The 25,160-nt window shown below is 60.8% G+C and carries 22 protein-coding genes; 9 read left to right on the forward strand and 13 right to left on the reverse strand.

The annotated features are described in order from the left end of the window. Window positions 1–23: 23 nt before the first annotated feature. From fabI to MST27_RS08705, 6 genes are read right to left on the reverse strand one after another with little or no spacing between them, the layout of a single operon-like run. Window positions 24–818 carry an enoyl-ACP reductase FabI gene (fabI, locus tag MST27_RS08680; RefSeq protein WP_243605565.1) on the reverse strand — a complete coding sequence of 265 codons (795 nt, stop codon included), beginning with the start codon at window positions 816–818 and terminating at the stop codon, window positions 24–26. Then, a complete protein-coding gene (locus MST27_RS08685) occupies window positions 799–2,442 on the reverse strand; it encodes an ABC transporter ATP-binding protein (protein ID WP_243605566.1) in 1,644 nt (547 codons plus the stop codon). Before MST27_RS08685 ends, fabI begins: the two co-directional genes overlap by 20 nt. 1 nt (window position 2,443) lies before the next feature. Continuing rightward, complete coding sequence (locus tag MST27_RS08690; RefSeq protein ID WP_243605567.1) at window positions 2,444–3,463, reverse strand: ABC transporter permease; 1,020 nt, start codon at window positions 3,461–3,463, stop codon at window positions 2,444–2,446. 1 nt (window position 3,464) lies between these two features. Continuing rightward, window positions 3,465–4,535: a microcin C ABC transporter permease YejB gene (locus MST27_RS08695; RefSeq protein WP_243605568.1), complete on the reverse strand. Its 1,071-nt coding sequence runs from the start codon at window positions 4,533–4,535 to the stop codon at window positions 3,465–3,467. Window positions 4,536–4,537: 2 nt separating this feature from the next. Continuing rightward, entirely contained in the window at window positions 4,538–6,400 is a 1,863-nt protein-coding gene (locus tag MST27_RS08700) for an extracellular solute-binding protein (protein ID WP_243605569.1), read from the reverse strand. Next, window positions 6,397–8,226, reverse strand: a complete 1,830-nt coding sequence (locus MST27_RS08705) for an extracellular solute-binding protein (protein WP_243605570.1) — start codon at window positions 8,224–8,226, stop codon at window positions 6,397–6,399. The genes MST27_RS08700 and MST27_RS08705 overlap by 4 nt, the downstream gene beginning before the upstream one ends. 139 nt (window positions 8,227–8,365) lie before the next feature. On the opposite strand from MST27_RS08705, the gene MST27_RS08710 reads away from it, so the two are divergent. Then, on the forward strand, window positions 8,366–9,811 hold the full coding sequence (locus tag MST27_RS08710) for an HDOD domain-containing protein (protein WP_243605571.1): 1,446 nt from the start codon (window positions 8,366–8,368) through the stop codon (window positions 9,809–9,811). Window positions 9,812–9,814: 3 nt separating this feature from the next. On the opposite strand, the gene MST27_RS08715 is transcribed toward MST27_RS08710, so the two are convergent. After that, window positions 9,815–11,362 carry a lytic transglycosylase domain-containing protein gene (locus tag MST27_RS08715; RefSeq protein WP_243605572.1) on the reverse strand — a complete coding sequence of 516 codons (1,548 nt, stop codon included), beginning with the start codon at window positions 11,360–11,362 and terminating at the stop codon, window positions 9,815–9,817. A gap of 101 nt (window positions 11,363–11,463) precedes the next feature. Further along, the gene (gene gloB, locus MST27_RS08720; protein WP_243605573.1) at window positions 11,464–12,243 is read right to left on the reverse strand and encodes a hydroxyacylglutathione hydrolase; all 780 of its coding nucleotides are present in this window, start codon (window positions 12,241–12,243) and stop codon (window positions 11,464–11,466) included. 103 nt (window positions 12,244–12,346) lie between these two features. Here gloB and MST27_RS08725 point away from each other — a divergent pair, with 103 nt between their 5' ends. From MST27_RS08725 to nudC, 7 genes are all read left to right on the forward strand, one after another. Then, window positions 12,347–13,105 (forward strand): class I SAM-dependent methyltransferase, encoded by a 759-nt coding sequence (locus MST27_RS08725; RefSeq protein ID WP_243605574.1) that lies wholly within the window; start codon window positions 12,347–12,349, stop codon window positions 13,103–13,105. 16 nt (window positions 13,106–13,121) lie between these two features. Next, window positions 13,122–13,574: a ribonuclease HI gene (rnhA, locus tag MST27_RS08730; protein WP_243605575.1), complete on the forward strand. Its 453-nt coding sequence runs from the start codon at window positions 13,122–13,124 to the stop codon at window positions 13,572–13,574. A 12-nt stretch (window positions 13,575–13,586) separates the two neighbouring features. Beyond that, window positions 13,587–14,342, forward strand: a complete 756-nt coding sequence (gene dnaQ / locus MST27_RS08735) for a DNA polymerase III subunit epsilon (RefSeq protein ID WP_243605576.1) — start codon at window positions 13,587–13,589, stop codon at window positions 14,340–14,342. A gap of 88 nt (window positions 14,343–14,430) precedes the next feature. Further along, window positions 14,431–16,683 (forward strand): Orn/Lys/Arg family decarboxylase, encoded by a 2,253-nt coding sequence (locus MST27_RS08740; RefSeq protein ID WP_243605577.1) that lies wholly within the window; start codon window positions 14,431–14,433, stop codon window positions 16,681–16,683. Window positions 16,684–16,867: 184 nt separating this feature from the next. Next, window positions 16,868–17,680 (forward strand): crotonase/enoyl-CoA hydratase family protein, encoded by an 813-nt coding sequence (locus MST27_RS08745; RefSeq protein WP_243605578.1) that lies wholly within the window; start codon window positions 16,868–16,870, stop codon window positions 17,678–17,680. Between the two features lie 37 nt (window positions 17,681–17,717). Then, window positions 17,718–19,400 carry a FimL-related protein gene (locus MST27_RS08750; RefSeq protein WP_243605579.1) on the forward strand — a complete coding sequence of 561 codons (1,683 nt, stop codon included), beginning with the start codon at window positions 17,718–17,720 and terminating at the stop codon, window positions 19,398–19,400. Further along, a complete protein-coding gene (nudC, locus tag MST27_RS08755; protein WP_243605580.1) occupies window positions 19,400–20,233 on the forward strand; it encodes an NAD(+) diphosphatase in 834 nt (277 codons plus the stop codon). Before MST27_RS08750 ends, nudC begins: the two co-directional genes overlap by 1 nt. Here nudC and MST27_RS08760 read toward each other — a convergent pair. Further along, window positions 20,201–20,983, reverse strand: coding sequence for a sulfite exporter TauE/SafE family protein (locus tag MST27_RS08760; RefSeq protein ID WP_243605581.1), 783 nt, complete (start codon window positions 20,981–20,983; stop codon window positions 20,201–20,203). The genes nudC and MST27_RS08760 overlap by 33 nt on opposite strands. Window positions 20,984–21,204: 221 nt before the next feature. On the opposite strand from MST27_RS08760, the gene MST27_RS08765 reads away from it, so the two are divergent. Beyond that, the gene (locus tag MST27_RS08765) at window positions 21,205–21,852 is read left to right on the forward strand and encodes a hypothetical protein (RefSeq protein ID WP_243605582.1); all 648 of its coding nucleotides are present in this window, start codon (window positions 21,205–21,207) and stop codon (window positions 21,850–21,852) included. 85 nt (window positions 21,853–21,937) lie between these two features. Here MST27_RS08765 and MST27_RS08770 read toward each other — a convergent pair whose 3' ends face one another. The 4 genes from MST27_RS08770 to MST27_RS08785 all read right to left on the reverse strand — a co-directional run bounded on the left by MST27_RS08770 (window position 21,938) and on the right by MST27_RS08785 (window position 25,121). Further along, window positions 21,938–22,705: an SDR family oxidoreductase gene (locus tag MST27_RS08770; RefSeq protein ID WP_243605583.1), complete on the reverse strand. Its 768-nt coding sequence runs from the start codon at window positions 22,703–22,705 to the stop codon at window positions 21,938–21,940. Between the two features lie 27 nt (window positions 22,706–22,732). Beyond that, window positions 22,733–23,800: a phosphotransferase family protein gene (locus MST27_RS08775; RefSeq protein ID WP_243605584.1), complete on the reverse strand. Its 1,068-nt coding sequence runs from the start codon at window positions 23,798–23,800 to the stop codon at window positions 22,733–22,735. 233 nt (window positions 23,801–24,033) lie between these two features. After that, window positions 24,034–24,348, reverse strand: a complete 315-nt coding sequence (locus tag MST27_RS08780; protein WP_243605585.1) for an SCP2 sterol-binding domain-containing protein — start codon at window positions 24,346–24,348, stop codon at window positions 24,034–24,036. A 59-nt stretch (window positions 24,349–24,407) separates the two neighbouring features. Beyond that, window positions 24,408–25,121 (reverse strand): histidine phosphatase family protein, encoded by a 714-nt coding sequence (locus MST27_RS08785; protein WP_243605586.1) that lies wholly within the window; start codon window positions 25,119–25,121, stop codon window positions 24,408–24,410. Between the last annotated feature and the right edge of the window lie 39 nt (window positions 25,122–25,160).

Consider the following 25,160-nt stretch of genomic DNA (forward strand, 5'->3'; position numbering starts at 1 on the left):
CGGGTTTTTTATGGATGTTGGCTTTAGTCTTCGATGTTGCCCATCGCTGTCGTGTTGAAGCCGCCGTCTACATAAAGAATTTCGCCGCTGATTCCTGAAGCGAGGTCAGAGCAGAGGAACGCGCCCGCGTTGCCCACTTCCTCAATGGTCACGTTACGGCGCAGCGGCGTCTGCCTTTCGTTCGCGGCGAGCATCTTGCGGAAGCTCTTGATGCCAGACGCCGCAAGCGTGCGAATCGGGCCGGCGGATACAGCATTGACGCGGGTGCCTTCGGGACCAAGACTTCCGGCAAGGTAGCGGACGCCTGCTTCCAGACTCGCCTTGGCCATGCCCATGACGTTGTAGTTGGGCATGGTGCGTTCTGCGCCAAGGTAGGACAGCGTGAGAATGCTGCCGTTACGGCCTTTCATCATCGGGCGACCGGCCTTGGCCAGGGCAACCAGACTGTAGGCGCTGATGTCATGAGCGATGCGGAAGCCCTCACGCGTGGTCACCTCGGTGAAGTCACCGTCGAGCTGGTCGCCCGGGGCGAAACCGACCGAGTGAACGATTCCGTCCAGCCCGTCCCACTTCTTGGCTAATGCTTCGAAAACCTGGGCAATCTCTTCGTCGCTGGCCACGTCGCATGGGAAGCACAGCTCCGGGCTTGAGCCCCAGCTCGCGGCGAATTCTTCGACGCGCCCCTTGAGCTTTTCGTTCTGATAGGTGAAGGCCAGCTCGGCGCCTTCGCGGTGCATGGCTGCAGCAATGCCCGAGGCAATCGATAGTTTGCTGGCAACGCCCACGATCAGTACGCGCTTACCGGTTAGAAAACCCATGTGCTTGTCCCTCTTCTGGTTGGGCAGTCGCCGGCGTCATGAAAGCCGACTCCAGCAACTGCTGTGTATACGGATGTTGCGGAGCGGCAAAGATGCTCTCGGCCTGCCCCTGTTCAACGACCTTGCCTTGCTTGACCACCATCATCTGGTGGCTGAGCGCCTTTACCACCGCCAGGTCATGGCTGATGAAAAGGTAGGTCAGGTTGTACTTGGCCTGTAGCGAGCGTAGTAGCTCCACCACCTGTCGTTGTACCGTCCTGTCCAGCGCCGATGTCGGCTCGTCCAGCAGAATGAGCTCGGGCTTGAGTACCAGCGCCCGGGCTATCGCGATCCGCTGACGTTGACCGCCGGAAAACTCATGCGGATAGCGATGCTGGCTCTCCGGGTCCAGACCCACCTCGACAAGTGCATCGACGATGGCCTGAGCCTGCTCGGCAGCCGTACCGACGCTATGGATTCGCAGCCCTTCTCCGACGATCTGGCCGACCGACATACGAGGGCTGAGGCTGCCGTAAGGATCCTGGAAAACGACCTGCATCTCCTTTCTCAAAGGGCGCACCGCCCGTTGAGAAAGGTTTTGTAGCGCCTTGTCGCGAAAATGAATCTCGCCTCGGCTGGCAAGCAGACGAAGGATGGCCAATCCTAACGTCGACTTTCCGGAACCGCTCTCGCCAACGATACCCAGCGTCTGGCCTTTAGGGAGGCTGAAACTGACGCCGTCAACCGCCTTCACATGGTCCACGGTGCGCCGCAATAGCCCCTTCTTGATCGGAAACCACACCCTCAGATCCTCCACTCGAAGGAGTGTGGAGGAGGATTCGGTCTCGACTGGCCCGCCACTGGGCTCCGCTGCCAGCAGTTCCTGGGTATAGGGATGCTGTGGCGAGTGGAACAGTTGCTCACAAGACGCTTGTTCGACGACGCGACCGCGCTGCATGACACACACGCGGTGCGCAATTCTTCTCACCAGATTGAGATCATGGCTTATCAGGAGCAGCGCCATGCCCATACGGGCCTGTAAATCCTTGAGCAGCTCCAGGATCTTCAACTGCACTGTTACGTCCAAGGCGGTGGTCGGCTCGTCTGCGATCAGCAGTTCCGGCTCGTTGGCGAGCGCCATGGCGATCATGACGCGCTGACGCTGGCCACCGGATAATTCATGGGGATAGGCCCGGATGCGTTTCCTAGGGTCCGGAATCCCGACGAGCTCTAACAACTCAAGGCTGCGCGCGGTGGCCGCCTTGCCACGCAGCCCTTTGTGAATAAGCAGGATTTCGTTGATTTGCTGGCCGATGGTGTGCAGCGGGTTGAGAGACGTCATCGGCTCCTGAAACACCATCGCGATGCGATTGCCGCGGATGCGGCGCATGCGCTTTTCATCAGCGCCCAGAAGATCCTCGCCATCGTAGCGAATGCTGCCCGAAGGGTGCCGGGCCAGGGGGTAGGGGAGCAATCTGAGAATCGAATGGGCGGTAACCGACTTGCCGGAGCCACTCTCGCCGACAAGCGCCAGCGTTTCTCCCTTGCGTATATCGAAGCTTACGCCTTCGACGACTCGCTGCGCACGGTCACCACTGACGAATTCCACGGCGAGGTCGCGAACCTCGATGAGCGTCTCGGTCATGCTATTTCCTTGGGTCGAAGGCATCACGCGCCGCCTCGCCGATAAACACCAGCAGTGTCAGCATGATCGCCAGGACCATGAAGGCGCTGATACCCAGCCAGGGTGCCTGCAGATTGGCCTTGCCCTGCGCCACGAGTTCGCCCAGCGAGGGGGCCCCGGGAGGCAGGCCGAACCCCAGAAAATCCAAGGCGGTCAGGGTGCCGATGGCGCCGGTCAGGATGAAGGGCATGAAGGTCATGGTCGAAACCATGGCGTTGGGCAGGATGTGGCGGAACATGATGGCTCCGTTCTGCATGCCCAGGGCACGCGCGGCGCGCACGTATTCCAGGTTACGCCCCCGCAGGAACTCGGCGCGTACTACATCGACGAGGCTCATCCAGGAGAACAGCAGCATGATGCCCAGCAGCCACCAGAAGTTCGGCTGTACGAAACTCGCGAGGATGATCAACAGATAAAGCACCGGCAGGCCGGACCAGATCTCCAGCACGCGCTGCCCAACGAGATCGACCCAACCTCCGTAAAATCCTTGGAGCGCGCCCGCGACAACGCCGATGATCGAGCTGATCAGGGTCAGCGTCAGGGCGAATAGCACGGAAATGCGGAAGCCATAGATGACTCGGGCCAGCACGTCCCGGCCCTGATCGTCGGTGCCGAGCCAATTGTCCAGCGATGGGGGAGCCGGGGCGGGTACCTGCAGGTCGTAGTTGATGCTCGAGTAGCTGAAGGGAATGGGTGGCCAGACCATCCAGCCGCCTTTTTCCTCGATAAGCCCCTGGATATAAGGCCCCTTGTAGTTCGCTTGGAGAGGAAATTCGCCGCCAAAGGCGGTCTCCGGGTAACGTTTGAACACCGGAAAGTACCAGCCGCCATCGAAACGTATGACGATCGGCTTGTCGTTAGCGATCAGCTCCGCGCCTAGGCTCAGGACGAACAGGGCGAGGAATATCCATAGCGACCACCAGCCTCGTTTATGGGCTTTGAACAGGGCGAAGCGACGCTGATTGAGCGGGGTCAGCTTCATCTCAGGCCTCCCTGCTTTCAAAGTCGATGCGCGGATCGACCAGCGTATAGGTCAGATCGCCGATCAGCTTGACCACCAGGCCCAGCAACGTGAACAGGAAGAGGGTGCCGAAGACGACAGGGTAATCGCGATTGATCGCCGCCTCGAAACTGAGCAATCCAAGCCCATCGAGCGAAAAGATCACTTCGATAAGGAGCGAACCCGTGAAGAACATGCCGATGAACGCCGACGGGAAGCCGGCAATGATGATCAGCATGGCGTTGCGGAATACATGACCGTAGAGAATTCGGTTCTTGCTGAGGCCCTTGGCTCGAGCCGTGATCACGTACTGCTTGTTGATCTCGTCGAGAAAGCTGTTCTTGGTCAGCAGCGTCAGGGTCGCGAAATTGCCGATCACCAGTGCGGTAATGGGCAGTGCCAGATGCCAGAAATAATCGATGATTTTCCCGGTAAGGGTCAGTTCGTCGAAGTTGGCGGAGGTAAGCCCGCGTAGCGGGAACCAGTTCCAGTAACTGCCGCCCGCAAACAGGACGATCAGCAGGATGGCGAACAGAAAGGCGGGAATGGCATAACCGACGATGATGGCCGAACTGGTCCAGACGTCGAAGGCGCTGCCATGTCGCGTAGCCTTGGCGATGCCTAGCGGGATCGACGCCAGGTACATGATCAGCGTGCTCCACAGCCCCAGTGAGATCGACACCGGCATCTTTTCGACGATGAGTTCCGTGACCTTTGCGTCACGGAAAAAGCTCTCGCCGAAATCCAGTCGGGCATAGTTGCTGAGCATGATCCAGAAGCGCTCGTGCGGCGGCTTGTCGAAACCGTAGAGGCGCTCGATCTCGGCAATCAGCTCCAGGTCCAACCCCTGCGCACCGCGATAGTTGTTGCCAGTGGCGACCTCCGACCCGCCGCCGGCAATCCGGCTGGTAGCCCCTTCGAATCCCTCGAGTTTGGCTATCGCCTGCTCCACAGGCCCGCCCGGTGCGGCCTGGATGATCACGAAGTTGATCAGCAGAATGCCGAACAAGGTCGGGATGATCAGCAACAGGCGGCGAACGATGTACGCGAGCATGTCTAGCGCTCCGTGCCCGAGCTGGTCTCACCTTCGGAAGACACCTCGGTTTCCGGCTTCGGCGGGGCGCTCTGCGGCTTCTGCCACCAGGTCATCAGTCCAATGTCTTGCATCGGCGTGGTTTCGGGGTGTTCCAAGTGGTTCCAGTAGGCGACTCGCCAGGTTTTGATGTGCCAGTTGGGTACGACGTAGTGGCCCCACAGCAGTACCCGATCCAACGCGCGTGTGCGCGTCACCAGTTCTTCCCTTGAATCGGCTGCGATGAGCTTTTCGACCAGGGTGTCGATGGCGGGATCTTTGAGCCCGATGAAATTACGGCTACCCGGATTGTCTGCGCTTGCCGAATGCCAGTATTCACGCTGTTCATTGCCGGGCGAGTTGGATTGCCCGAAGCCACTGACAATCATGTCGTAATCGCGCGATCGCAGGCGGTTGATGTACTGGGAAACATCGACGCGTCGGATCTCCAGATCGATACCGAGGTCGGCCAGGTTACGTTTGTAGGGCAGGAGCACACGTTCGAATTCAGCCTGCACGAGCAGAAACTCGAGCTTTACCGGCTTCCCGCCGGCGTCGAGCATCCGATCGTTCTCGACCGTCCAGCCGGCCTCGGTCAGCAACTCGTAGGCACGCCGCTGTTGCTCGCGAATGATCCCGTCGGCATTGGTCTTCGGCAGCTCGAAGGGTTTTTCGAACACCTCGTCGGGAATCTGCCCGCGCAGCGGCTCAAGGAGTTTCAGTTCCTGCTCATCCGGCATACCGGATGAGGCCAGCTCGGAGTTGTCGAAATAGCTGCGGGTGCGGGTGTAAGCACCATTGAACAACTGCCGGTTGGTCCATTCGAAGTCGAACAGCAGCGAGAGGGCCTCGCGCACACGCGGATCCTGCAGGCGCGCTTTGCGGGTATTGAAGACGAAGCCCTGCATGCCTTGAGGGTTATGGTTGTCGATCTCTTCCTTGATGATGCGTCCGTCACGCACCGCATCGATGTCGTAGGCGGTGGCCCAGTTCTTCGCACTGGTCTCGAGCCAGTAGTCGAAATGCCCGGCTTTGAAGGCCTGAAGCGCGACGGTGTTGTCGAGGTAATAGTCGTACTGCAGATGGTCGAAGTTGTAGAAGCCACGGTTTACCGGAAGGTCCTTGCCCCAGTAATCCTCGACCCGACTGTAGCGGATCGAGCGCCCGGCCTGGACGCGCTCCACGCGATAGGGACCGCTTCCGACCGGCGACTCGAGGTTGCCGGCGGTGAAGTCCCGATCAGCCCACCAGTGCTTGGGCAGCACTGGCAATTGCCCGAGGATGAGCGGTAACTCGCGGTTCCCGGCGTGCTTGAAGTCGAAGCGCACGCGCCGCTCGTTTTCCGCGACGACCTTTTCCACGTCCGCGTAATAGCCCCGGTAATGGGGTGCGCCCTTACTGATCAGGGTCTCAAAGGTGAACACCACGTCCTCGGCTGTGACGGGTTCTCCATCGTGAAAGCGTGCCTCGGGGCGCAGGTAGAACCTCACCCACTCATTGTTTGGTCCTTTTTCGATCTTTTCCGCCAGCAAGCCGTAAACGGTGAAGGGCTCGTCCAGGCTGTTCGTCGTGAGGGTGTCATAGATCAACCCGATGTCGTCGGCCGACACGCCTTTATTGATGAAAGGGTTAAGCGAATCGAAGCTACCGAAACCCGCCTGGCGAAGCGTCCCACCCTTGGGGGCGTCGGGGTTGGTGTAGTCGAAATGCGTGAAGTCGGCGGGATACTTCGGCTTCTCGTCGTATAGCGTCAACGCGTGCTGCGGTGCCGCCTGGGCCAAACCAGCGAGGCAGAGAAGCGCCAGCAGTCCGGTGCGCATCAGGGGACGTCTCGCGTTTCGTTTCATTTTGACTTCTCCTGAGCCGTCAGCCACCACGCGCGCAACCCCAGCGTATAAGGCGGCGTCGTGACATGGGCAAACCGATTCTGGTACGCCACGCGGTGGTGACTGATGTACCAGTTGGGGATGGTGTAGTGGTTCCAAAGCAGGACACGGTCGATCGCACGCCCGGCGGCGACCTGTTCGTCACGTGTCTTGGCGGAAAGCAGCTTGGCTATCAGGTCATCCACGATGGGGTTGGCGATGCCGGCGTAGTTCCGCCCGCCTTTGACGTCCACCTGGCTGGAATGAAAGTACAACAGTTGCTCCAGGCCCGGGCTCAGCGTCTGGGAGAGTGTGGTGAGAATCACGTCGTAATCGTACTGGTCGAGCCTCTGCTTGTATTGGGCGCTGTCGACCGTTCGCAGGCGGGCCTGTATGCCAATGCGAGAGAGGTTCTCGACATAGGGCTGAAGAATCCGTTCCAATCCGGGGTTCACGAGCAATATCTCGAAGCTGAAGGCGCGCCCTGATTTGTCGCGCAAGCCGTCGGCTGTCAGTTTCCAGCCCGCATCCTCCAGCAAGGACAGTGCGGCGCGCAGGGTCTCGCGCGGAATCCCTCGGCCCTCGGTGCGGGGCAGCTTGAAGGCGTCGGTGAAGAGCTCGGGCGGTAATTGGTCCCGATAGGGGGAGAGCAACAGCCATTCGCCCCCCTCAGGTTTGCCTGTAGCGGCAAAATCACTGTTCGGGTAGTAGCTTTCGCTTCGCTTATAGGAGCCGTAGAACAGCGCGCGGTTAGTCCATTCGAAATCGAACATCATGCCCAGCGCCCGGCGGATCCGGATATCGTCGAAGAGCGCCCGGCGCCCGTTCAGAAACAGGGCTTGGGTCTGTGTGGGAATCTGGTGAGGGATCTCGGCTCGAATCACGTCACCGCGAAGCACCGCCGGAAACTGGTACCCGTTGGCCCAGTTCTTGGCCTGGTGCTCGATGTAGAAGTCGAACTCACCGACCTTGAAGGCTTCGAACGCGACGGTGCTGTCCCGGTAGAACTCGACTTCGACACGGTTGAAGTTGTATTTGCCGCGGTTGACCGGCAGATCGGCGCCCCACCAGTTCTTGACGCGCTCGAATATCACGCGTCGGCCGGGTTGAACCTCGGTGATCCGGTAGGGGCCGCTGCCTAGCGGCGGGTCAAAGGTCGTGGCCTTGAAATCACGGTCCTTCCAGTAATGCTGCGCCAGTACGGGTAACTCACCAAGACGCATGATCAGTAGCGGATTGTTCGGCGTGTCGAAGACGAAACGGATGCGGTGGCGGTTGAGGATGTCGACACGCTTTACGCCCTTCAGATCGGTTCGATAGCGCGGATGACCGTCCTTGACCAGTGTCCTGTAGGAAAACGCCACGTCGTAGGCGGTGATGGGCTTGCCATCATGAAAGCGCGCCGATTCGCGAAGGTTGAAGACGACCCAGCTATGGTTGTCGCTGTACTCCACCGTCTCGGCGATAAGCCCATAGGCTGAGGCAGGCTCGTCGCCAGATGGATCGTAGATGCCGGAGCCTACCATCAAGGGTTCGTTCAACTCGGTGATGCCGTATTGATAGAAGCCGGGCGTCGCGATCGGGCTCGTCCCCTTGAAGGTATAGGGATTAAGGGTGTCGAACGTACCTGATGCCATCAACTGGACGCGTCCCCCCTTGGGGGCATCCGGGTTGACCCAGTCGAAATGGGTGAAACTTTCGGGGTACTTGAGCGTACCGAACTGCGCATAGCCGTGGCTTTCGCTGATGGTCGCGAAAGACGGAAAGCTCAAGCCCAGGCATGTCAACAACAGAAGGACGGGTCGCATCAAAAGGTGATTCCGATCCATGGCGCTTTCGGTTTTCGGCCGGTTACAGTAACAGCTTGTATCCGCTGGAAAAAGGGCGGCCATCTGGGCACACTGCCATCATTCAAGCGCTGCTGGAGCGCTTTCCGAGGTCGCTATCGTGAACGAATCCACATACGGTTTGCAGTCGTGGATCGACCGCCTGAACCAGTCCGATCTACCTGCACTCGCGGCGGTCGTTCAGGACCTGCAGCGGCTGACCGAGCAGGAAACCGCCTCGGTGCAGCAGCTCGCGGACGTACTCTTGCGCGACGCTGCCTTGACTTCCAAGGTTTTGCGGGTCGGCAACAGCAGTTACTACAACCCTTCTCAGGAAACGATCAAGACCATTTCGCGCGCCATCGTCATGATCGGTTTCGATAATGTGCGGCTGATCAGTCTTTCGGTCAGCCTGATCGACGGCCTGCTCGACAGGGCGCCTCGGCAGCAATTGCAGGAATTGTTGGCGCGTTCTTTCCATGCGGCGGTACAGGCTCGCAACATCAGCGGCTATGTCCTGAGCAAGCATGAGGAGGAGGTGTTCATCGCAGCGTTGCTCCACCATGTCGGCGAGCTTGCATTCTGGGGCTGCGGCGGCGAGCAGGCCGACCGCTTGGGCGATTTGCTTGACCGGGGCGAGCCGGACTTCGACAAGCAGGTCGAGCAGCTTCTGGGAACCAGTTTTCGCCAGTTGAACCTCGGTCTGATCAAGAGCTGGAACATCGGCGAGCTGGCGAGCCTGGCGCATGGGACGGCCAGCTTGCGTGACCCTGGCGTTCGCTCGGTCAGTCTGGGTGTTCGCATTGGTGCCGCTGCGTTGAACGGCTGGGAGTGTGAGGCCATGCAGGCCTTGGTCAAGGAACTGGCCGAATTCACCGGAATATTGGAAGACGACGCGATGCAGCAGATCCTGGCCAGCGCCGACGAGGCCGTCGACGTGGCGGCAACCTTTGGCGCAAGCCGACTGTGCAAGCTGATACCGTCGACAGATCCCGAACAACTGCGCTTGCAGCATGAGCAACGCCTCGCCAGCCAACTCCAGCCGGACCTGGTATTGCTGCAGCAGGCCATGCAGGACCTGGCGATGATGGCCTCGTCGCGTGGTGATGTGGCGCTCATGCTCGAAACGCTGCTTAAGGGGCTGCATCAGGGGGCGGGGTTGGAGCGGGTAATGCTGTGCGTTCTCGCCGACCAGCAGACTACCTTTCGCGTGAAGTGTGCGGTCGGCGAGGGGAGCGAAGCCTGGAGGGCGGGTTTCGTACTGCCGGCGGATCCGGCAAGACGGGCTGATATCTTTAGCTACGTTCTACGCCAGCGGGAGGCGCTTTGGATGGGAGTGCCCGCGAGCTACAACCTCGAGGAGCTGGTGACGTCTGCAATCCGCCAACGGTTGGGCCGAGGCATGTTCTTCATCGCGCCGTTGCTGGCGGGAGGGCGAGAGATCGGCGTGCTCTATGCGGACGGAAGAACCACAGGGCGGGCGCTCAAGCATGAGCAGTTCGTGGCGTTCCAGCGCTTCGTCCAGCTGGCGGGGCGCTGCCTGGAGGCGCTGACCCGGCGCAGCTGAGCCTCAGCGGGGAAGATAGAGCGTCAAGGTCTGACCGGGCTTGAGCAGCGCCGAGTCACGCGGATTCCAGGTTTTCAGATGATTGATCTGGACATTGAAGCGTTTGGCGATCTGGTAGAGCGAGTCGCCCTTCCTGACCTTGTAGTAGGTCGGCGCCGGCTTGCCGCTGCCGCTATGTCGGGTGGCCGTATCCTGGAGGAACAGCGCCTGGCCGACCTTCAACTGGCTGCCGGAGAGGTTGTTCCAGCGCTGCAGGTCATTGACCGATACCTTCTGTGCCTTGGCGATGTCCCAAAGGTTGTCTCCCTTTTGGACACGGTAGCTACGTGGTGCCGGCTGGCTGCGTGCGACGGCGTGAAGCAGCTCGCGTGATTGGCCGCCATTGGCGGGTTGCGGAAGGCTCAGCAGCTGGCCGATGCGAAGCGTATTGTTCTTCAACCGATTGATGTCGCGGATGACGCTGATCGACAGGTTATGGCGATTGGCAATCGCGCCGAGCGTGTCTCCCGGGCGAACTTTATATTGGGTCCAGTCAACCATGTCCTGCGGCTTCATCAGGGCGAGGTTGGCTGCGAACATTTCCGCTTTCGCCGTGGGTACTAGCAAGTGCTGCGGGCCGTCCAGAGTAATGCGCCGAGTGTAGGCCGGATTGAGCTGGTACATCTCGTCTTCGTCCAGCTCGGCGAGCTTGGCCGCACGTGCCAGATCCATCCGTTGCTTGAGCGTGACGACCTCGAAGTAGGGCTCGTTGGCGATCGGATTGAGGTTGATGCCATAGGCTTCGGGGGTCTGAACCAGTTGCGAAAGCGCCAGCAGCTTGGGCACGTAGTCCCGGGTTTCGGCTGGCAGCGGCAGGTTCCAGTAGTCGGTCGGCAGGCCGAGCTTCTGGTTGCGCTCGATCGCGCGGCTCACAGTGCCTTCGCCTGAGTTGTACGCCGCTAGCGCCAACAGCCAGTCGTCGTTGAACAGGCCGTGCAGATAGTTCAAATAACGTAGCGCTGCAGTGGTCGATGCGGTGATGTCGCGGCGACCGTCGTACCAGCTCGTCTGTTGAAGATTGAAATGCCGGCCAGTCGAAGGAATGAACTGCCACAAGCCGACGGCATGGGCGGGCGAGTATGCGAATGGGTTGTAGGAGCTCTCTATGATCGGCAGCAGCGCCAGCTCGAGCGGCATCTCACGCTCTTCCAGCTGCTCGACGATGTAATGGATGTAGGGGCTGCCGCGCTCACTGGCGATCTCGATGGAGTTGGGGCGGCTGGCGAACAGCAGGCGTTGCTGTTCGATCCTTGGATTGCCGTCGAGATGCTCCTGAAGCTGAAAACCATGCCGAACCCGATCCCAGATGTCGGTGTGGCTGGGCTCGACGGGGCCGCTGGTGAGCCACAGGGTGTCGTCGACCTCCTGGACATCCGTTACTTCCACGGGCGACGGTGCGCGTGGGGCTGCACTCTGGCAGCCGGCGATGGCAAGACAGATGGCCAGCGCCAGGGCTCGCCCAGACGCTGCCAAGGCGTCTGGTCGAGCGGAATTGGATGGGTCAGGCGACATTGGCTGGAGGCTTCCCCGGGCTCGAAAGTCGGGCGAGTGTAGGAATGCCGTTCCGGTGGGTCAAGCAAAGGTCAGGTGTTTTGGGGACTGGTCGACGCTGCTCAGAAGCGGTCTTTCCAGGCGCGGAGTGCCGCAAAGACCTCCGCCGGACTGTCCGGATGCGTGCCGCTGTGCCGCTCAACTGCTTCGGCGACCGCCTTCTCGGTGCTCCGCAGGAAGGGGTTGGTAGCGCGCTCGAGACGGATCTCGGACGGCAGGGTGATCTGCTGGGATGCCCGCATCCGCTCGACTGATTCGAGGCGCTCTTGTAGCGCTGCATTGTCCGGTTCGACGGCCAGGGCGAAACGCAGGTTCGACAATGTGTATTCATGGGCGCAGTAAATGCGCGTGTTCGCAGGCAGGGCCGCGAGGCGCTCCAGCGAGGTGAACATCTGTACAGGGGTGCCTTCGAACAGCCGACCGCAGCCCCCGGCGAACAAGGTATCGCCGCTCATCAGCCAGGGTGCTGTTGGGTCGGCATGAAAGTAGGCGATGTGCCCCAGCGTGTGACCCGGTACTGCCAGGACCTCCAGCTCATGGCCAAGTACCTGGATGCGATCGGCATCGGCGATCGCATGGTCGCGGGCCGGTATGGCTTCGCTGGCGGGCCCGTACACCCGCGCACCGGTCTCGTGCTTGATACGTTCCACTCCGCCAACGTGGTCGGGGTGGTGGTGGGTGATAAGGATATCGGTCAACTGCCATTCCGAGTGGGCTTGCAGCCATGCCAGGACTGGCGCCGCGTCACCCGGGTCGACGACAGCGCAACGTTTGGTTTCGGCGTCCTGCAGGAGCCAGATGTAGTTGTCGGTAAAGGCGGGGAGAGCTTCGATCTTCAACATGATGCGGGTCGCCAAGTTAGTCGCAAAGGCGCATCCTAACAGCCGGACTTGATACTGTTGAATCGACCGGGTCGGATGCCGGCCGGACCCGTGGAGGCAAAACATGAGCGAGTTTCGCGCCACCCCGCCGCAACTGCAGTGGGCTGATCTGATGAACGAGGCCAGTGCCTGGTTCGACGGACCGTTGGGCTCCCAGCTGCTCGAGCACGAGCGGCTCATCATCGAGCACGAACTCGAACGGTGTTTCGGTAGCTACCTGGTGCACTATGGACCGTTCGCCAACACGCCCATCGAGCCCCGCAAGATCAAGCGAAGCGTACGCGTGGGGCCGTCACTGCCTGGCGTCGAGATCGTCTGCGAGGAGCAGTCCTGGCCGGTTGGCGAGCATGCCGCGGATGTGGTGGTGGTCCAGCACGGGCTGGATTTCAGTCTGTCGCCTCATGCCTTGTTGCGCGAAGCGGCTCGCAGTGTACGCCCCGGTGGTCACCTGTTGATCGTCGGTGTCAATCCCTGGAGCCCATGGGGCGCCAGGCGGTTGGTCTCCCGTAGCGCTTTTCGCGATGCCCGATGCATTCGGCCGACGCGGGTGGGGGACTGGCTGAATCTGCTCGGATTCGCGCTGGAGAAACGCCGGTACGGGTGCTATTGTCCGCCGCTTTCTTCGGGCCAGTGGCGAGAGCGGCTCGCAGGTCTTGAGCCGATCGGCCAACGCCTGCAAGCCCCGCTGGGTGGCTTTTACGTGCTGGTCGCGCGCAAGCTGATGGTTGGCTTGCGGCCGTTACGTCAGCAACGTCGCGAGCGTATGGGGCAGCTGTTGCCAATGCCGGTCGCAAAGCTCAGCCGTCGTGACGCCGAACACTAGGATGCTTTGATTCTTCATGAGCGATGAAACGGTCGAGATCTACACCGATGGCGCCTGCAAGGGCAACCCTGGGCCCGGCGGCTGGGGTGCCCTGTTGATCTACAAGGGCGTCGAGCGGGAGCTCTGGGGAGGCGAGGCGGAGACGACCAACAACCGCATGGAGCTCCTGGCTGCGATCCGTGCATTGGAGGCGCTGAAACGACCTTGCCAGGTGCGGCTGATCACGGACTCCCAGTACGTCATGCAGGGCATCAACGACTGGATGCCCAATTGGAAGAAGCGTGGCTGGAAGACCTCGACCCGGCAACCGGTAAAGAACGAGGACCTGTGGCGACAGCTCGATGAGCAGGTCAATCGCCACCAGGTGAGCTGGCAGTGGGTGCGCGGCCATACCGGGCATCCAGGCAATGAGCGCGCCGACCTGCTGGCCAACCGTGGCGTAGTACAGGCCAAACGACAAACTGCTTGAGAGAGTTGAACGATGCGTAGCGTAGTGCTGGATACCGAAACCACCGGCATGCCGGTGACCGATGGGCACCGGATCATCGAGATCGGCTGCGTCGAGGTCATCGGGCGTCGCTTGACCGGGCGGCACTACCATGTCTACCTGCAGCCGGACCGCGAAGTCGACGAAGGGGCGATCGCGGTTCACGGCATCACCAACGAATTCCTGACCGATAAACCGCGTTTCCGCGACGTCGCAGATGAGTTCTTCGAGTTCATCAAGGGCGCGCAGCTCATCATCCACAACGCGGCGTTCGACGTCGGCTTCATCAGCAACGAGTTCGCCTTGCTTGGCCAGCAGGACCGGGCCGAACTGAGCGATCATTGCAGCATCCTCGATACGCTGATGATGGCGCGCGAACGTCATCCGGGGCAGCGCAACAGCCTGGATGCCCTATGCAAGCGCTATGGCGTCGACAACTCCGGGCGCGATCTGCACGGTGCGTTGCTCGACGCCGAAATCCTTGCGGATGTCTACCTGACCATGACCGGCGGGCAGACCAATCTGTCGTTGGCCGGAGAAGGGGCCGATGCCGAACACGGCGGTCGTCAGCAGGCCACGCCGATCCGTCGGCTGCCTGCGGAGCGACCCGCAACCCTGGTGATCCGTGCCAGCGCCGAGGAAATCGCGGCGCATACGGCGAGGATGCAGGCCATCGAGAAAGCCGCCGGGGCCACGCCGCTCTGGGTCCAGCTGGAACAACCGGTGAAGGTGGAAGCGGAGCCGGCCTGAGGGTCGTACCGCCCGGCGGCGCGTATTCCGGCTTGGTGCTTGGGTGCGAAGCTTCTACCCTGAAGAGGACTGTCTTCAGGATGCTTCCATGTACAAAGATCTGAAATTTCCGATCCTTATCGTTCACCGAGACATCAAGGCTGATACCGTCGCCGGAGAACGCGTTCGCGAAATTGCCGCCGAGCTCGAACAGGACGGCTTCCACATCTTGCCCACAGGCAGTGCTGCCGAAGGGCGTATCGTCGCCTCGACTCACCACGGACTGGCCTGCATTCTGGTTGCAGCGGAGGGCGCCGGCGAAAACCAGCGGTTGCTCGAAGATGTCGTGGGGCTCATTCGCGTTGCACGTCGGCGGGCCCCGCAATTGCCGATCTTCGCGTTGGGCGAGCAGATCACCATCGAGAACGCACCGGCTGAGGCCATGGCCGACCTGAACGAGCTTCGCGGTCTGCTTTACCTGTTCGAAGACACGGTGCCATTTCTGGCGCGTCAGGTGGCTCGGGCGGCGCGAGGTTACCTGGAAGGCCTGCTGCCGCCGTTCTTCCGTGCGTTGGTGCAGCATACCGGTGACTCGAATTATTCCTGGCATACGCCAGGGCATGGCGGCGGTGTCGCTTTTCGCAAGAGCCCGGTCGGGCAGGCCTTCCACCAGTTCTTCGGCGAAAACACGCTGCGCTCCGACCTGTCGGTGTCGGTCCCCGAGCTGGGGTCGTTGCTCGATCACACCGGGCCGCTGGCGGCAGCAGAGGCGCGCGCGGCGCGCAACTTTGGCGCGGATCATTCCTTCTTCGTGATCAACGGCACCTCGACGGCGAACAAGATCGTCTGGCATTCGATGGTGGCGCGTGACGACCTCGTACTCGTCGACCGCAACTGCCACAAGTCGATCCTGCATTCCATCATCATGACCGGCGCGATTCCGCTGTATCTCACACCGTCGCGTAACGAGCTGGGCATCATCGGGCCCATCCCGCTCGAGGAATTCTCCACGCAATCCATCCAGGCCAAGATCGACGCCAACCCGCTGGCACGTGGCCGTCCGCCACGCGTCAAACTGGCTGTCGTCACCAATTCGACCTACGACGGCCTCTGTTATAACGCCAACCTCATCAAGCGGACACTGGGCAACGCCGTCGACGTGTTGCACTTCGACGAGGCCTGGTATGCCTACGCCGCATTTCACGAATTCTATGACGGCCGCTATGGCATGGACACGCGTGAACAGGGGCCGCTGGTTTTCACCACCCATTCGACACACAAGGTGCTCGCGGCCTTCAGTCAGGCGTCGATGATCCATGTGCTCGATAGCGAACAGCGACAGTTGGATCGTGACCGCTTCAATGAGGCGTTCATGATGCACATCTCGACATCGCCACAGTACGGCATCCTGGCGTCATTGGACGTGGCCTCGGCGATGATGGAAGGTCCCGCGGGTCGATCCTTGATTCAGGAAACCTTCGATGAGGCGCTGAGCTTTCGCCGTGCGCTGGCCAACGTACGTCAACACATGACGGCTGATGACTGGTGGTTCAGCATCTGGCAGCCCCCGGCGGCAGACGGGGCCGAAGCACTGGCCACCCATGACTGGCTGCTGGAGCCGGACGCCGACTGGCATGGTTTCGGCGATGTGGCCGAGGATTACGTTCTGCTTGACCCGATCAAGGTCACGCTGGTCACGCCCGGGCTCACGGCAGGAGGCAAGCTCGGCGAGCGCGGCATCCCCGCGGCGGTTGTCAGCAAGTTCCTCTGGGAACGCGGGCTCGTCGTCGAAAAGACGGGACTCTATTCGATCCTAGTGCTGTTCTCGATGGGCATCACCAAGGGCAAGTGGAGCACCCTGCTGACGGAGCTGCTGGAATTCAAGCGGCACTACGACGGCAATGTACCGCTGTGCGATGCGCTGCCGTCGGTGGCGCAAACAGGCGGTAGCGCATATACCGGTATGGGGCTGCGCGACCTCTGTGACGCGCTCCATGATTGTTACCGCCAGAACGCCACTGCCAGAGCCATGCGGCGCATGTATACATCGCTACCGGAGCTCGCGCTGAAGCCGGCCGATGCGTATGACAAGCTCGTGCGAGGCGAGGTGGAGGCGGTGCCGATCAGTGAACTGGAGGGGCGCGTGGCGGCGGTCATGCTGGTGCCCTATCCGCCGGGTATTCCACTGATCATGCCGGGCGAGCGCTTCACGTCCGAGACGCGTTCGATTCTGGACTACCTCGGTTTCGCGCAGCGCTTCGCCAGCCTGTTCCCGGGATTCGACGCCGACGTCCACGGCCTGCAGCACGAAGAGCGACCGGATGGGGCGCTGTATACGGTCGATTGCGTGCTGGAGAACTGACGATAGGGGGCCGATGCGGGCTGACTGCGATTGTCAAAGCGGATCATGCGCGAGGGCGTGGGCTGCATCACAACCCCCCGCATCGACTTTCGAGAGGCTGTTGTTATAGTTGTGCGGTTGAAAAAGCAGCATTTGCTGCAGAATTCAGAAGGCACCGGGTGCCTCAGCTGTCGAGGATGATAGCGTGACTCAATACCAAGCCTTCCGTGTCGAGCTGAAGGACAGGGTTGCCCATGTGGCAATCCACAGGCCCGAAAAGATCAACGCGATGAACGCTGCGTTCTGGGACGAGATCGTCGATATTTTTCGTTGGGTCGACGAGACGGACGAAGCGCGGGTCGTGGTCCTCTCCGGCGATGGCCAGCATTTTTCCGCTGGCATCGATCTGCAACTTCTCGCCCAAGCTGCCACGCAGCTAGGGGATGACGTTGGTCGCAATGCCGACCGGCTTCGGCGTCAGATTCTCAAGCTGCAGGCCTCGTTCAACGCGGTCGATGAGTGCTGCAAGCCAGTGATCGCTGCCATTCAGGGTTATTGCCTTGGCGGGGCGATCGATCTCATTGCCGCATGCGATATGCGGTATTGCACATTGGATGCGCAATTTTCCATCAAGGAGATCGACATGGGGATGGCGGCAGACGTCGGTACGTTGCAACGGCTGCCGCGTATCATCGGCGACGGTATGATGCGTGAGCTTGCCTACACGGGACGCATGGTCGATGGCCGCGAAGCGCAGGCCATAGGCCTGGTGAACCGGACATATGCCGACCGAGGTGAGTTGACGGACGCCGTTCAGGCCCTGGCGAGCGAAATCGCTGCGAAATCGCCCATTGCGATTCGCGGTACCAAACAGATGATTCGCTACATGCGCGACCATCGGGTCGACGACGGGCTCGAATACATCGCGACCTGGAACGCCGCCATGCTTCAATCGGCGGACCTGAAGGTCGCGATGGCCGCTCACATGAGCAAGCAGAAACCGGACTTTGCCGACTGATGTGTACTTTTAACGTTGCGCGGGAGGCGCACTAGGCATGGTTACCGGAGCTACTTCGCTGAGTCTGGTCCGCGACGAACTGTTCGCCACCATGGAGGAGGCCGAGCAGAGCCTCGAACATTTCATCATCGATCGCAACAATGGCGGCCTTTTGCAGCAGGCCGTGGAAAACCTGAAGCAGGTCCGCGGCACCCTCAACCTGATCGAGCTGACCGGCGCCGAGCTACTGGCGCAGGAAATTCTGCAGCTCGCCACCGATATCCCGGTAGGCGCGGGGGAGGAGCGTGACACCCAGCTGGCCGCATTGAGCAATGCGCTCTATGTACTGGGGCGCTACCTCGAAAGTGTGGATGCCAGTCGTCAGGAAATGCCCGAGCTGCTGCTGCCGGCGATCAATGCGCTGCGGCTGGTCAGTGGCCAGCCCGCACTTCCCGAGAGCTTCTTCTTCAGCGCACGCCTGGATCACGCCCGCCCTCCGGTTGCCGCCGCGGTGCGCGAATCTGCTGGTCGTGGAGCGGAAGCACGCCGGCTGCGTCAGATGTATCAGGTCGGCCTGCTTGGATTCATCCGAGAGGAAAATGCTGCGGCCAGTCTGCGGCTCATGGGGCGCGCGCTCGGACGGCTGGACGTTCTGTTCGCCAATACGCCGGGCGGCCGACTATGCTGGCTCGGCACTGCGGCGCTGGAAGCGATGCTCGACGGTCAGCTTCTGCCCCGTCAGTCACGCAAGCAGCTTTTCTCGCGACTGGACCGCGAAGTCCGTCAGCTGATCGCCAATACCGCATACGAGGCGCCCCGTGGCCTGTTGAAAGAGCTGCTCTATCTTGTGGCGCTCGCCGAAAGCAGCGGGCCTATCGCCAGTGAAGTTCGACAGATATTTTCGCTAAGCTCCCTGCCGTTTACCGACCATCTGCTGGAAGACGAATTCCAGCGGCTTGCCGGGCCTGGTCAAGCGGTGATGCGTTCACTTTCGTCGGCGATCCGAGAAGAGCTGGCGAGCGTCAAGGATCTGCTTGACCTGATCGAGCGACAAACCGCGCCGGCCGATGCCTATGTCAGCCTGCAGACCCAACTGGGCAAGCTGGGCAAGACGCTGGGTATGGTGGGCCTATCTTCGGCTTCGAGCGCCTTGCATGCCCAACTGCCCGTGGTTGCTGGATGGACGGGCGAGGTCGCTCCCGATCCGCAGGCGCTTCTCAAGCTCGCCGACGCCGTGCTCTACGTCGAAAGCATGGTCGGCAGTCTCGAGCGCGGCGAAAAACGCGATCCGCGCCCCCAGATTGCACAGCCCGGCCATGAAGCTGAAGCCTTCGCCAACCATCAGCTCACGGAAGCCTGCATCGTGGTGATCGGCGAGGCGACCGCCGGCCTTGCATTGGCCAAGCGCGCCATTACCGCCTATTTGGAATCCAATGGTGAAAAACTCCACCTGGCCAATGTCCCGTTCAGCCTGATGGCCGTTCGCGGCGGCCTGCGTTTTCTCGAGCAGGATCGGGCAGCCGATCTGATTGGGGCCTGTGCCGACTTCATTCAGAAGGAGATGCTCGAGGGCATGCAGATGCCAGCCGAGCAGATGCTCGAGACCCTGGCCGATGCCTTGACCAGCCTCGAGTACTACCTTGAGGGCGGTGCGGTTCTACGTCGTGACGATTCGCGCGTCAGCGTTCTCGATCTCGCGGAAGAGAGCGTGCGAGCGCTTGGATTGCCGGTGGCGGCCTGATGAGCCTGCGCTGGCAGCCCGCACTGCTGGATCCGGCTGGTGAAGCCGGCTCAGCACTGGTGCGTTGCCAGCAGGGTTTTCTGGTCGATCCCAATGGAGTGTTGTTTCCGCGCAGTTGGCTCAAGCGTCTCGAACTTCCCCTGATCAGCGAACAGGGGCTTGGTTATTTCGAAGGTGAGCCGGTCTTCCTCATGGAGCTGGCCGATCCTGTGACTGTTCCGGGTGCCGGCTGGCAGGGCCTGCGGCAGTTGATGATGCAGGACGAAGACAACGACCGGTTCCGCATGCTTGGCTTTGCGGCGCAGATCGGTACGTGGGCCAGTCAGCATCGGTTTTGCGGTCGTTGCGGCAACCCTATGACCCAGCATCCCCGCGAGCGAGCGATGAAATGCGAAGCCTGTGGCATTCATCAGTATCCGCGCCTCTCGCCAAGTATGATTGTGCTCGTCACCTCGGAGGACAGGGTGCTGCTGGCTCGTTCGCCGCGCTTCGCCCCAGGCGTCTACAGCACGCTGGCCGGTTTCGTAGAGCCGGGGGAATCCGTCGAACAGTGCGTGCGGCGTGAAGTGCAGGAGGAGGTCGGCGTGTCGATCCACGACCCGCAGTACATCTGCAGCCAGGGTTGGCCATTTCCTCACTCGCTGATGCTTGGGTTCCACGCCGAGTACGCCTCGGGCGACATCGTGATGCAGCCTGAGGAAATCGAAGATGCCGGATGGTTTTCCATTCATGACCTGCCGGCCTTGCCGGCGCCCAGGTCCATCGCGCGGTATCTGATCGAACTCTATGTGGCCCGGCGCCTAGGGAGTACCGAACCAGTGCTGCCAGGCTAGACGCAGACTCAGCGCCAATACCACCAGGATGAAGATCGGGCGGATGAATCGGGAGCCACCATGGATCGCGGTGCGCGCGCCAAGGTAGGCGCCCAGCATCAGAGACAACCCCATGCCACAGCCCAACACCCAGGCCACCTGCCCGTGAATGGCGAAAACCACAAGTGCGGTGCCGTTGCTGACGAAGTTCATGGTTCGGGCAACACCGCTGGCGCGTAGGAGATCGAGCGGGTAGAGCAGCATGGTACTGACGGTCCAGAACGCACCTGTTCCCGGCCCGGCCACGCCATCATAGAAGCCCAGCCCGATACCTTGAGGCCATTGTCTGTGTGGCTTTGACGATAGGGAGCCTTCGCGGGGCGTCGTTGGGACCTGGCCGAACAGGACGTACAGCGCGCAAACGAACACCACTACCGGCAGCAACTGGTTCAGCCAGCGCGCCGGAATCAGGTGCGCCAGAGCGGCGCCCAGGATTGCGCCGATCGCGGTGGCCAGCAGTGCATGACGCCACTGGCGAGGGTCGAACAACTTGCGACGATAGAACGTAAAGCTTGCCGTCGCGGAGCCGAAGGTCGCGCTGAGTTTGTTGGTGCCGAGTACCAAATGCGGTGGCAGCCCTGCCGTGAGCAGCGCCGGTAGGGTCAGCAGTCCACCGCCACCGGCGATGGCGTCAATGAATCCAGCGGTGAAGGCGACGGCGAGCAGCGCGACCAGCACCGGTAGGTCCATGGCCAGTTCAAGGTACGGCATCGAGTTCTCGTGGCGCAGAGAGGGGACGCCATGATGCCCGGCGGAGCGATGCCAGCCAACGGCGAATCGCTATGTTTGTGCGTGGTTCGCTTGTGCGGGGCGGGTTTGGTCGGTCACGGCGTGCAGAATGTCGACTCGTAATCAGAGTGCTGCGCTGGTGCTGGCGGTTTGACCGGGGCTGTCGATAATTGGGCGCGTTCCGTTCATCCAAGGAAGATCACATGCAATACCTGGGGTTGTCCGTTGTGATCGCGCTGTTTGCGCTGATTACCGTGCTGGTGGCGCTGCGTTTGTTGCTCGGCGGGCATTGGCTGCTTGGTTGGTTGCGCGGAACCTTTGGATTGCTGGTACTTGGCTTGGGCGGTTTGATTGGACTCGTCGCCTGGGATGCGCGGACCTACCAGGCACTGGAAGAGAATGCCCCTCTGGCCACGCTGACGTTCCAGGCCGATGGCTATCAGCGGTATCAGGTACGGATCGAGCAGGGCAGCCAGGTGCGCCATGTCACTCTCGAGGGCGACCTTTGGCAGCTGGACGCACGCGTGTTGCAGTGGCGGGGCCTGGCGACCCTGATTGGTCTGGAACCTGGCTTTCGTCTGCAACAGCTATCAGGTCGCTACCTGGCGGTCGAGCAGCAGGACCTGGCCCGCCGTCCCAGGACTCAACTGGCACAAAGCGCGCTTGGTGTGGATGCCTGGGCCTGGCTTCAGCAATGCCAGTGCGGTTCGATGTTCCTCGAGGCACGTCCATTACGGGTGAGTTATCTGCCGATCGCAGACGGTGCCGAGTATGCGATTGAGCAGGCGCCAACCGGGCTCTTGGCACGGCCGCGTAACGATGCAGCCGAGCAGGCGCTGAAGGCATGGTGATTCAAAAATATCCGTTGCCCGCAGCGCGGAGCGCGTGACTCATTCAAATGGATGGACACCGATGGCACCCGCCCGGAAGCCTTCATCAGGCGAGATAGCCACCATCGACATTTAGTGACAAGCCGGTGGTGTAGCTGGAGGCATCGCTGGCCAGATAGAGCACGGCACCGGCCATTTCGCTCGGATCCGCAACACGATGCAGCGGAATGTGCCGCAGCGCTTCCTCACGTATGGCGTCGTTCTTGACCAGCGCAGAGGCGAACTTGGTGTCGGTCAGGCCCGGTAGGAGCGCGTTGCAGCGAATCCCGGCGCCCGCGCACTCTTTGGCGAAAGCCTTGGTCATGTTGATCACCGCCGCCTTGGTGATCGAGTAGATGCCCTGGAAGTTGCCCGGCGTGACTCCGTTGATCGAGGCGACGTTGATGATGCTGCCGCCACCGTTTTCACGCATCAGCTTGCCAGCCTCCACGGACATGAAGAAATACCCGCGGATATTCACGTCGACGGTTTTCTGAAAGGCCGCTACATCGGTATCCAGGATATGGCAGAACTGGGGGTTGGTCGCAGCGTTGTTGACGAGGATGTCAAGCCGGCCAAATTGCTCGCGTATCTGAGCGAATACGCTCTGGATCTGCTCGAGTTCACCAATATGGCAGGCAATGGGCGTCGCCTTGCCGCCGGCGGCATTGATAGCGTCGGCGACTGCCTGGCAACCATCAATCTTGCGGCTGGAGACGATGACGTGGGCGCCTTGCTGGGCGAGCAGTTTGGCGATCGCTTCACCGATACCGCGGCTGGCGCCCGAAACGAATGCGATCTTGCCGTCGAGATCGAACAGTGTGGTCTTGCTCATGGAAATTCCCCTCTGTGGCTGTATGTCTTACAGCGTCGACTTGTTGATGACCTGAAGGCTCATTTGCTCGAGTAGCGCATTCATCTGGACGAATTTGGCGAAACGCTTATCCTGGGTCTGTCCGTGGAAGTACCGGTAGTAGATCTGCTGAACGATGGCGGCCAGACGAAACAGCCCATAGGTGTAGTAGTAATCGAAGTTGTCCAGGCGGATGCCGGCGCGTTCGGCGTAATAGTCCACAAACTGTCGGCGGGTCAGCATGCCCGGTGCGTTGCTTGGCTGGCGGCGCATCAGTTGAACTGACGCCGGGTCGTCCGCTTCGATCCAGTAGGCGAGGGTATTGCCGAGGTCCATCAAGGGGTCGCCGATGGTCGTCATCTCCCAGTCCAGTACCCCGATAATTTCCATCGGGTTTTCCGGGTTCAGGATGACATTGTCAAAACGGTAGTCGTTATGGACGATGCCAGGTTTGTGGTGGTCGGCAGGCATCTTGTCGCGAAGCCACTGCTTGACCGGTTCCCATTTCGCGGCATCCGGCGTAATGGCACGCTCGTAGCGGTCGATCCAGCCTTCGATCTGACGTTGTACGTAGCCGGTCGGTTTGCCGAGATCCCCGAGGCCGCAGGCGAGGTAGTCGACGTTGTGCAGCTCGACGAACTTGTCGATGAAGCTCTTGCACAAGGCCGTGGTCTGGTCGGCTGTAAAGCCCAGCTCTGCCGGCATGTTTTCCCTCAGGATGATCCCACGCACCCGCTCCATGACATAGAACGGGGTACCGATCAGCGATTCATCGGTGCAATAAGCGTAGGCCTTGGGGCAGTACGGAAAGCCCGCGTTGAGCTGGTTGAGGATGCGGAACTCGCGCCCCATGTCGTGGGCCGACTTGGCCTTGTGGCCGAACGGAGGACGCCGAAGGACGAGTTCTCGATTGGCGTATTCGACGAGGTAGGTCAGGTTGGAAGCGCCGCCTGGAAATTGTGAGATGACCGGTGTGCCTTCCAGCGAGGGAATCTGCTGCTTGAGGTACTGGTCGACGACGTCGATGGGGAGCTGCTCGCCCTCGCGAACGGGGCTCGTCTGATCTGCTAGCGACATGCTTGTCCCTTCTCGTTATAGGTGGCTGCCTGAAGGCAGCGATGTAGCCGGCCCGAGCGCGAGCACTGGACCTTTTCAATCTAATGCGCCGATACCCCTGTTACCAAGCGATTCAGCTTGTTATTGGCAAGGCTGTTGCTGATCAATCACTACGCTTTATGCATGGAAAAAGCATTCAAAATCCATAAAAAAAACCGAAGTCGCTGACTTCGGTTTTTTATTCCCGTGCCCGATCAGGCTGGGAAGAGTTCGCTCAGCTTGAGCGCGAGCATCATGTCGCCTTCAGCGCGGAGCTTGCCGGCCATGAAGGCCTGCATGCCGTCGGTCTCGCCACTGATCACCCCTTGCAGGGTTTCGCTGTCCATGATCAGCGTAACGTTGGCATCGGCCGACTCGCCCTTGTGAAAATCGCAGGTTCCGTCCTTGACGACGAGGTAGTAGTTGTCGGCATCGGTGATATTGAACTGGAATACCAGGTCCAGGCCGGTCGCGGCGCTGGGGTTGAACTTGGCCTTCATGCCCTGGATGGTTTCGTCGACGTTGCTCATTCGATTTGATCCCTTGTTTTCGTGGTGAACATGCAGCCGTGGCCACAAGCAGTTGGAGCTCATCGATAGGTGATCAGCTCCGGATTCTTCTGTAGATCGAGGTGCGCCCGGCTGTTGAACGAGGCCAGGGTGACCTCTTCGGCGCGAAACTTGAGCTGGCTCAGCGACGTATTGACGATCTGCCAGTTGAGTTCGAACGCCTTGATTGGTGGAACGCCAATGATCAGTTGTAGCAGGGCGGTGATGGTCCCGCCCGAAGTGAATACGGCGACCCTGTCGGTCTGCTTCGCCTCGAGAAGCAGTCGCTTCAGGCCGGCGTCGACACGTTCGACGAAGCCTTGCCAGCTTTCCAGGCCTTCCTTCTCGTGCTCGCCGGATACCCAGCGTCGAATCACGTAACTAAACAGCCGTTGGAACTCGCCCCGGTGATCGGCGGCATTGCGCAGGATATGGAGTGCATTCGGCTCCACCTCGAGCAGATCAGGCATATGGGCGCGAATTACCTCATCGGCAGGAAACTCGTTGAAGGCCCCATCGATCTCAAGGTTGGGCACGGCGCCGTCGCACCGTTTGAACAGACTATCGAGCGTAGCGCGCGCGGTGTCCTGTTGGCGGTTGAGCTCGCCGCTGATGCAGCGGTCGAAACGGATGCCGAGTTCGCCGAGGTAGTCGCCCAATACAAGGGACTGCCGCAAGCCGAGCGGCGACAAGACATCGTAATTTTCCGCGCCGAACGACGCCTGACCGTGGCGGATCAGGTAGATGCTGCCCATGCTTCGCTCCGGGGGACTGATTTTCGCGAGGGTAGGTGG

The organism is Stutzerimonas marianensis (assembly GCF_022810315.1).
In the GTDB taxonomy this organism is placed as follows: domain Bacteria; phylum Pseudomonadota; class Gammaproteobacteria; order Pseudomonadales; family Pseudomonadaceae; genus Stutzerimonas; species Stutzerimonas marianensis.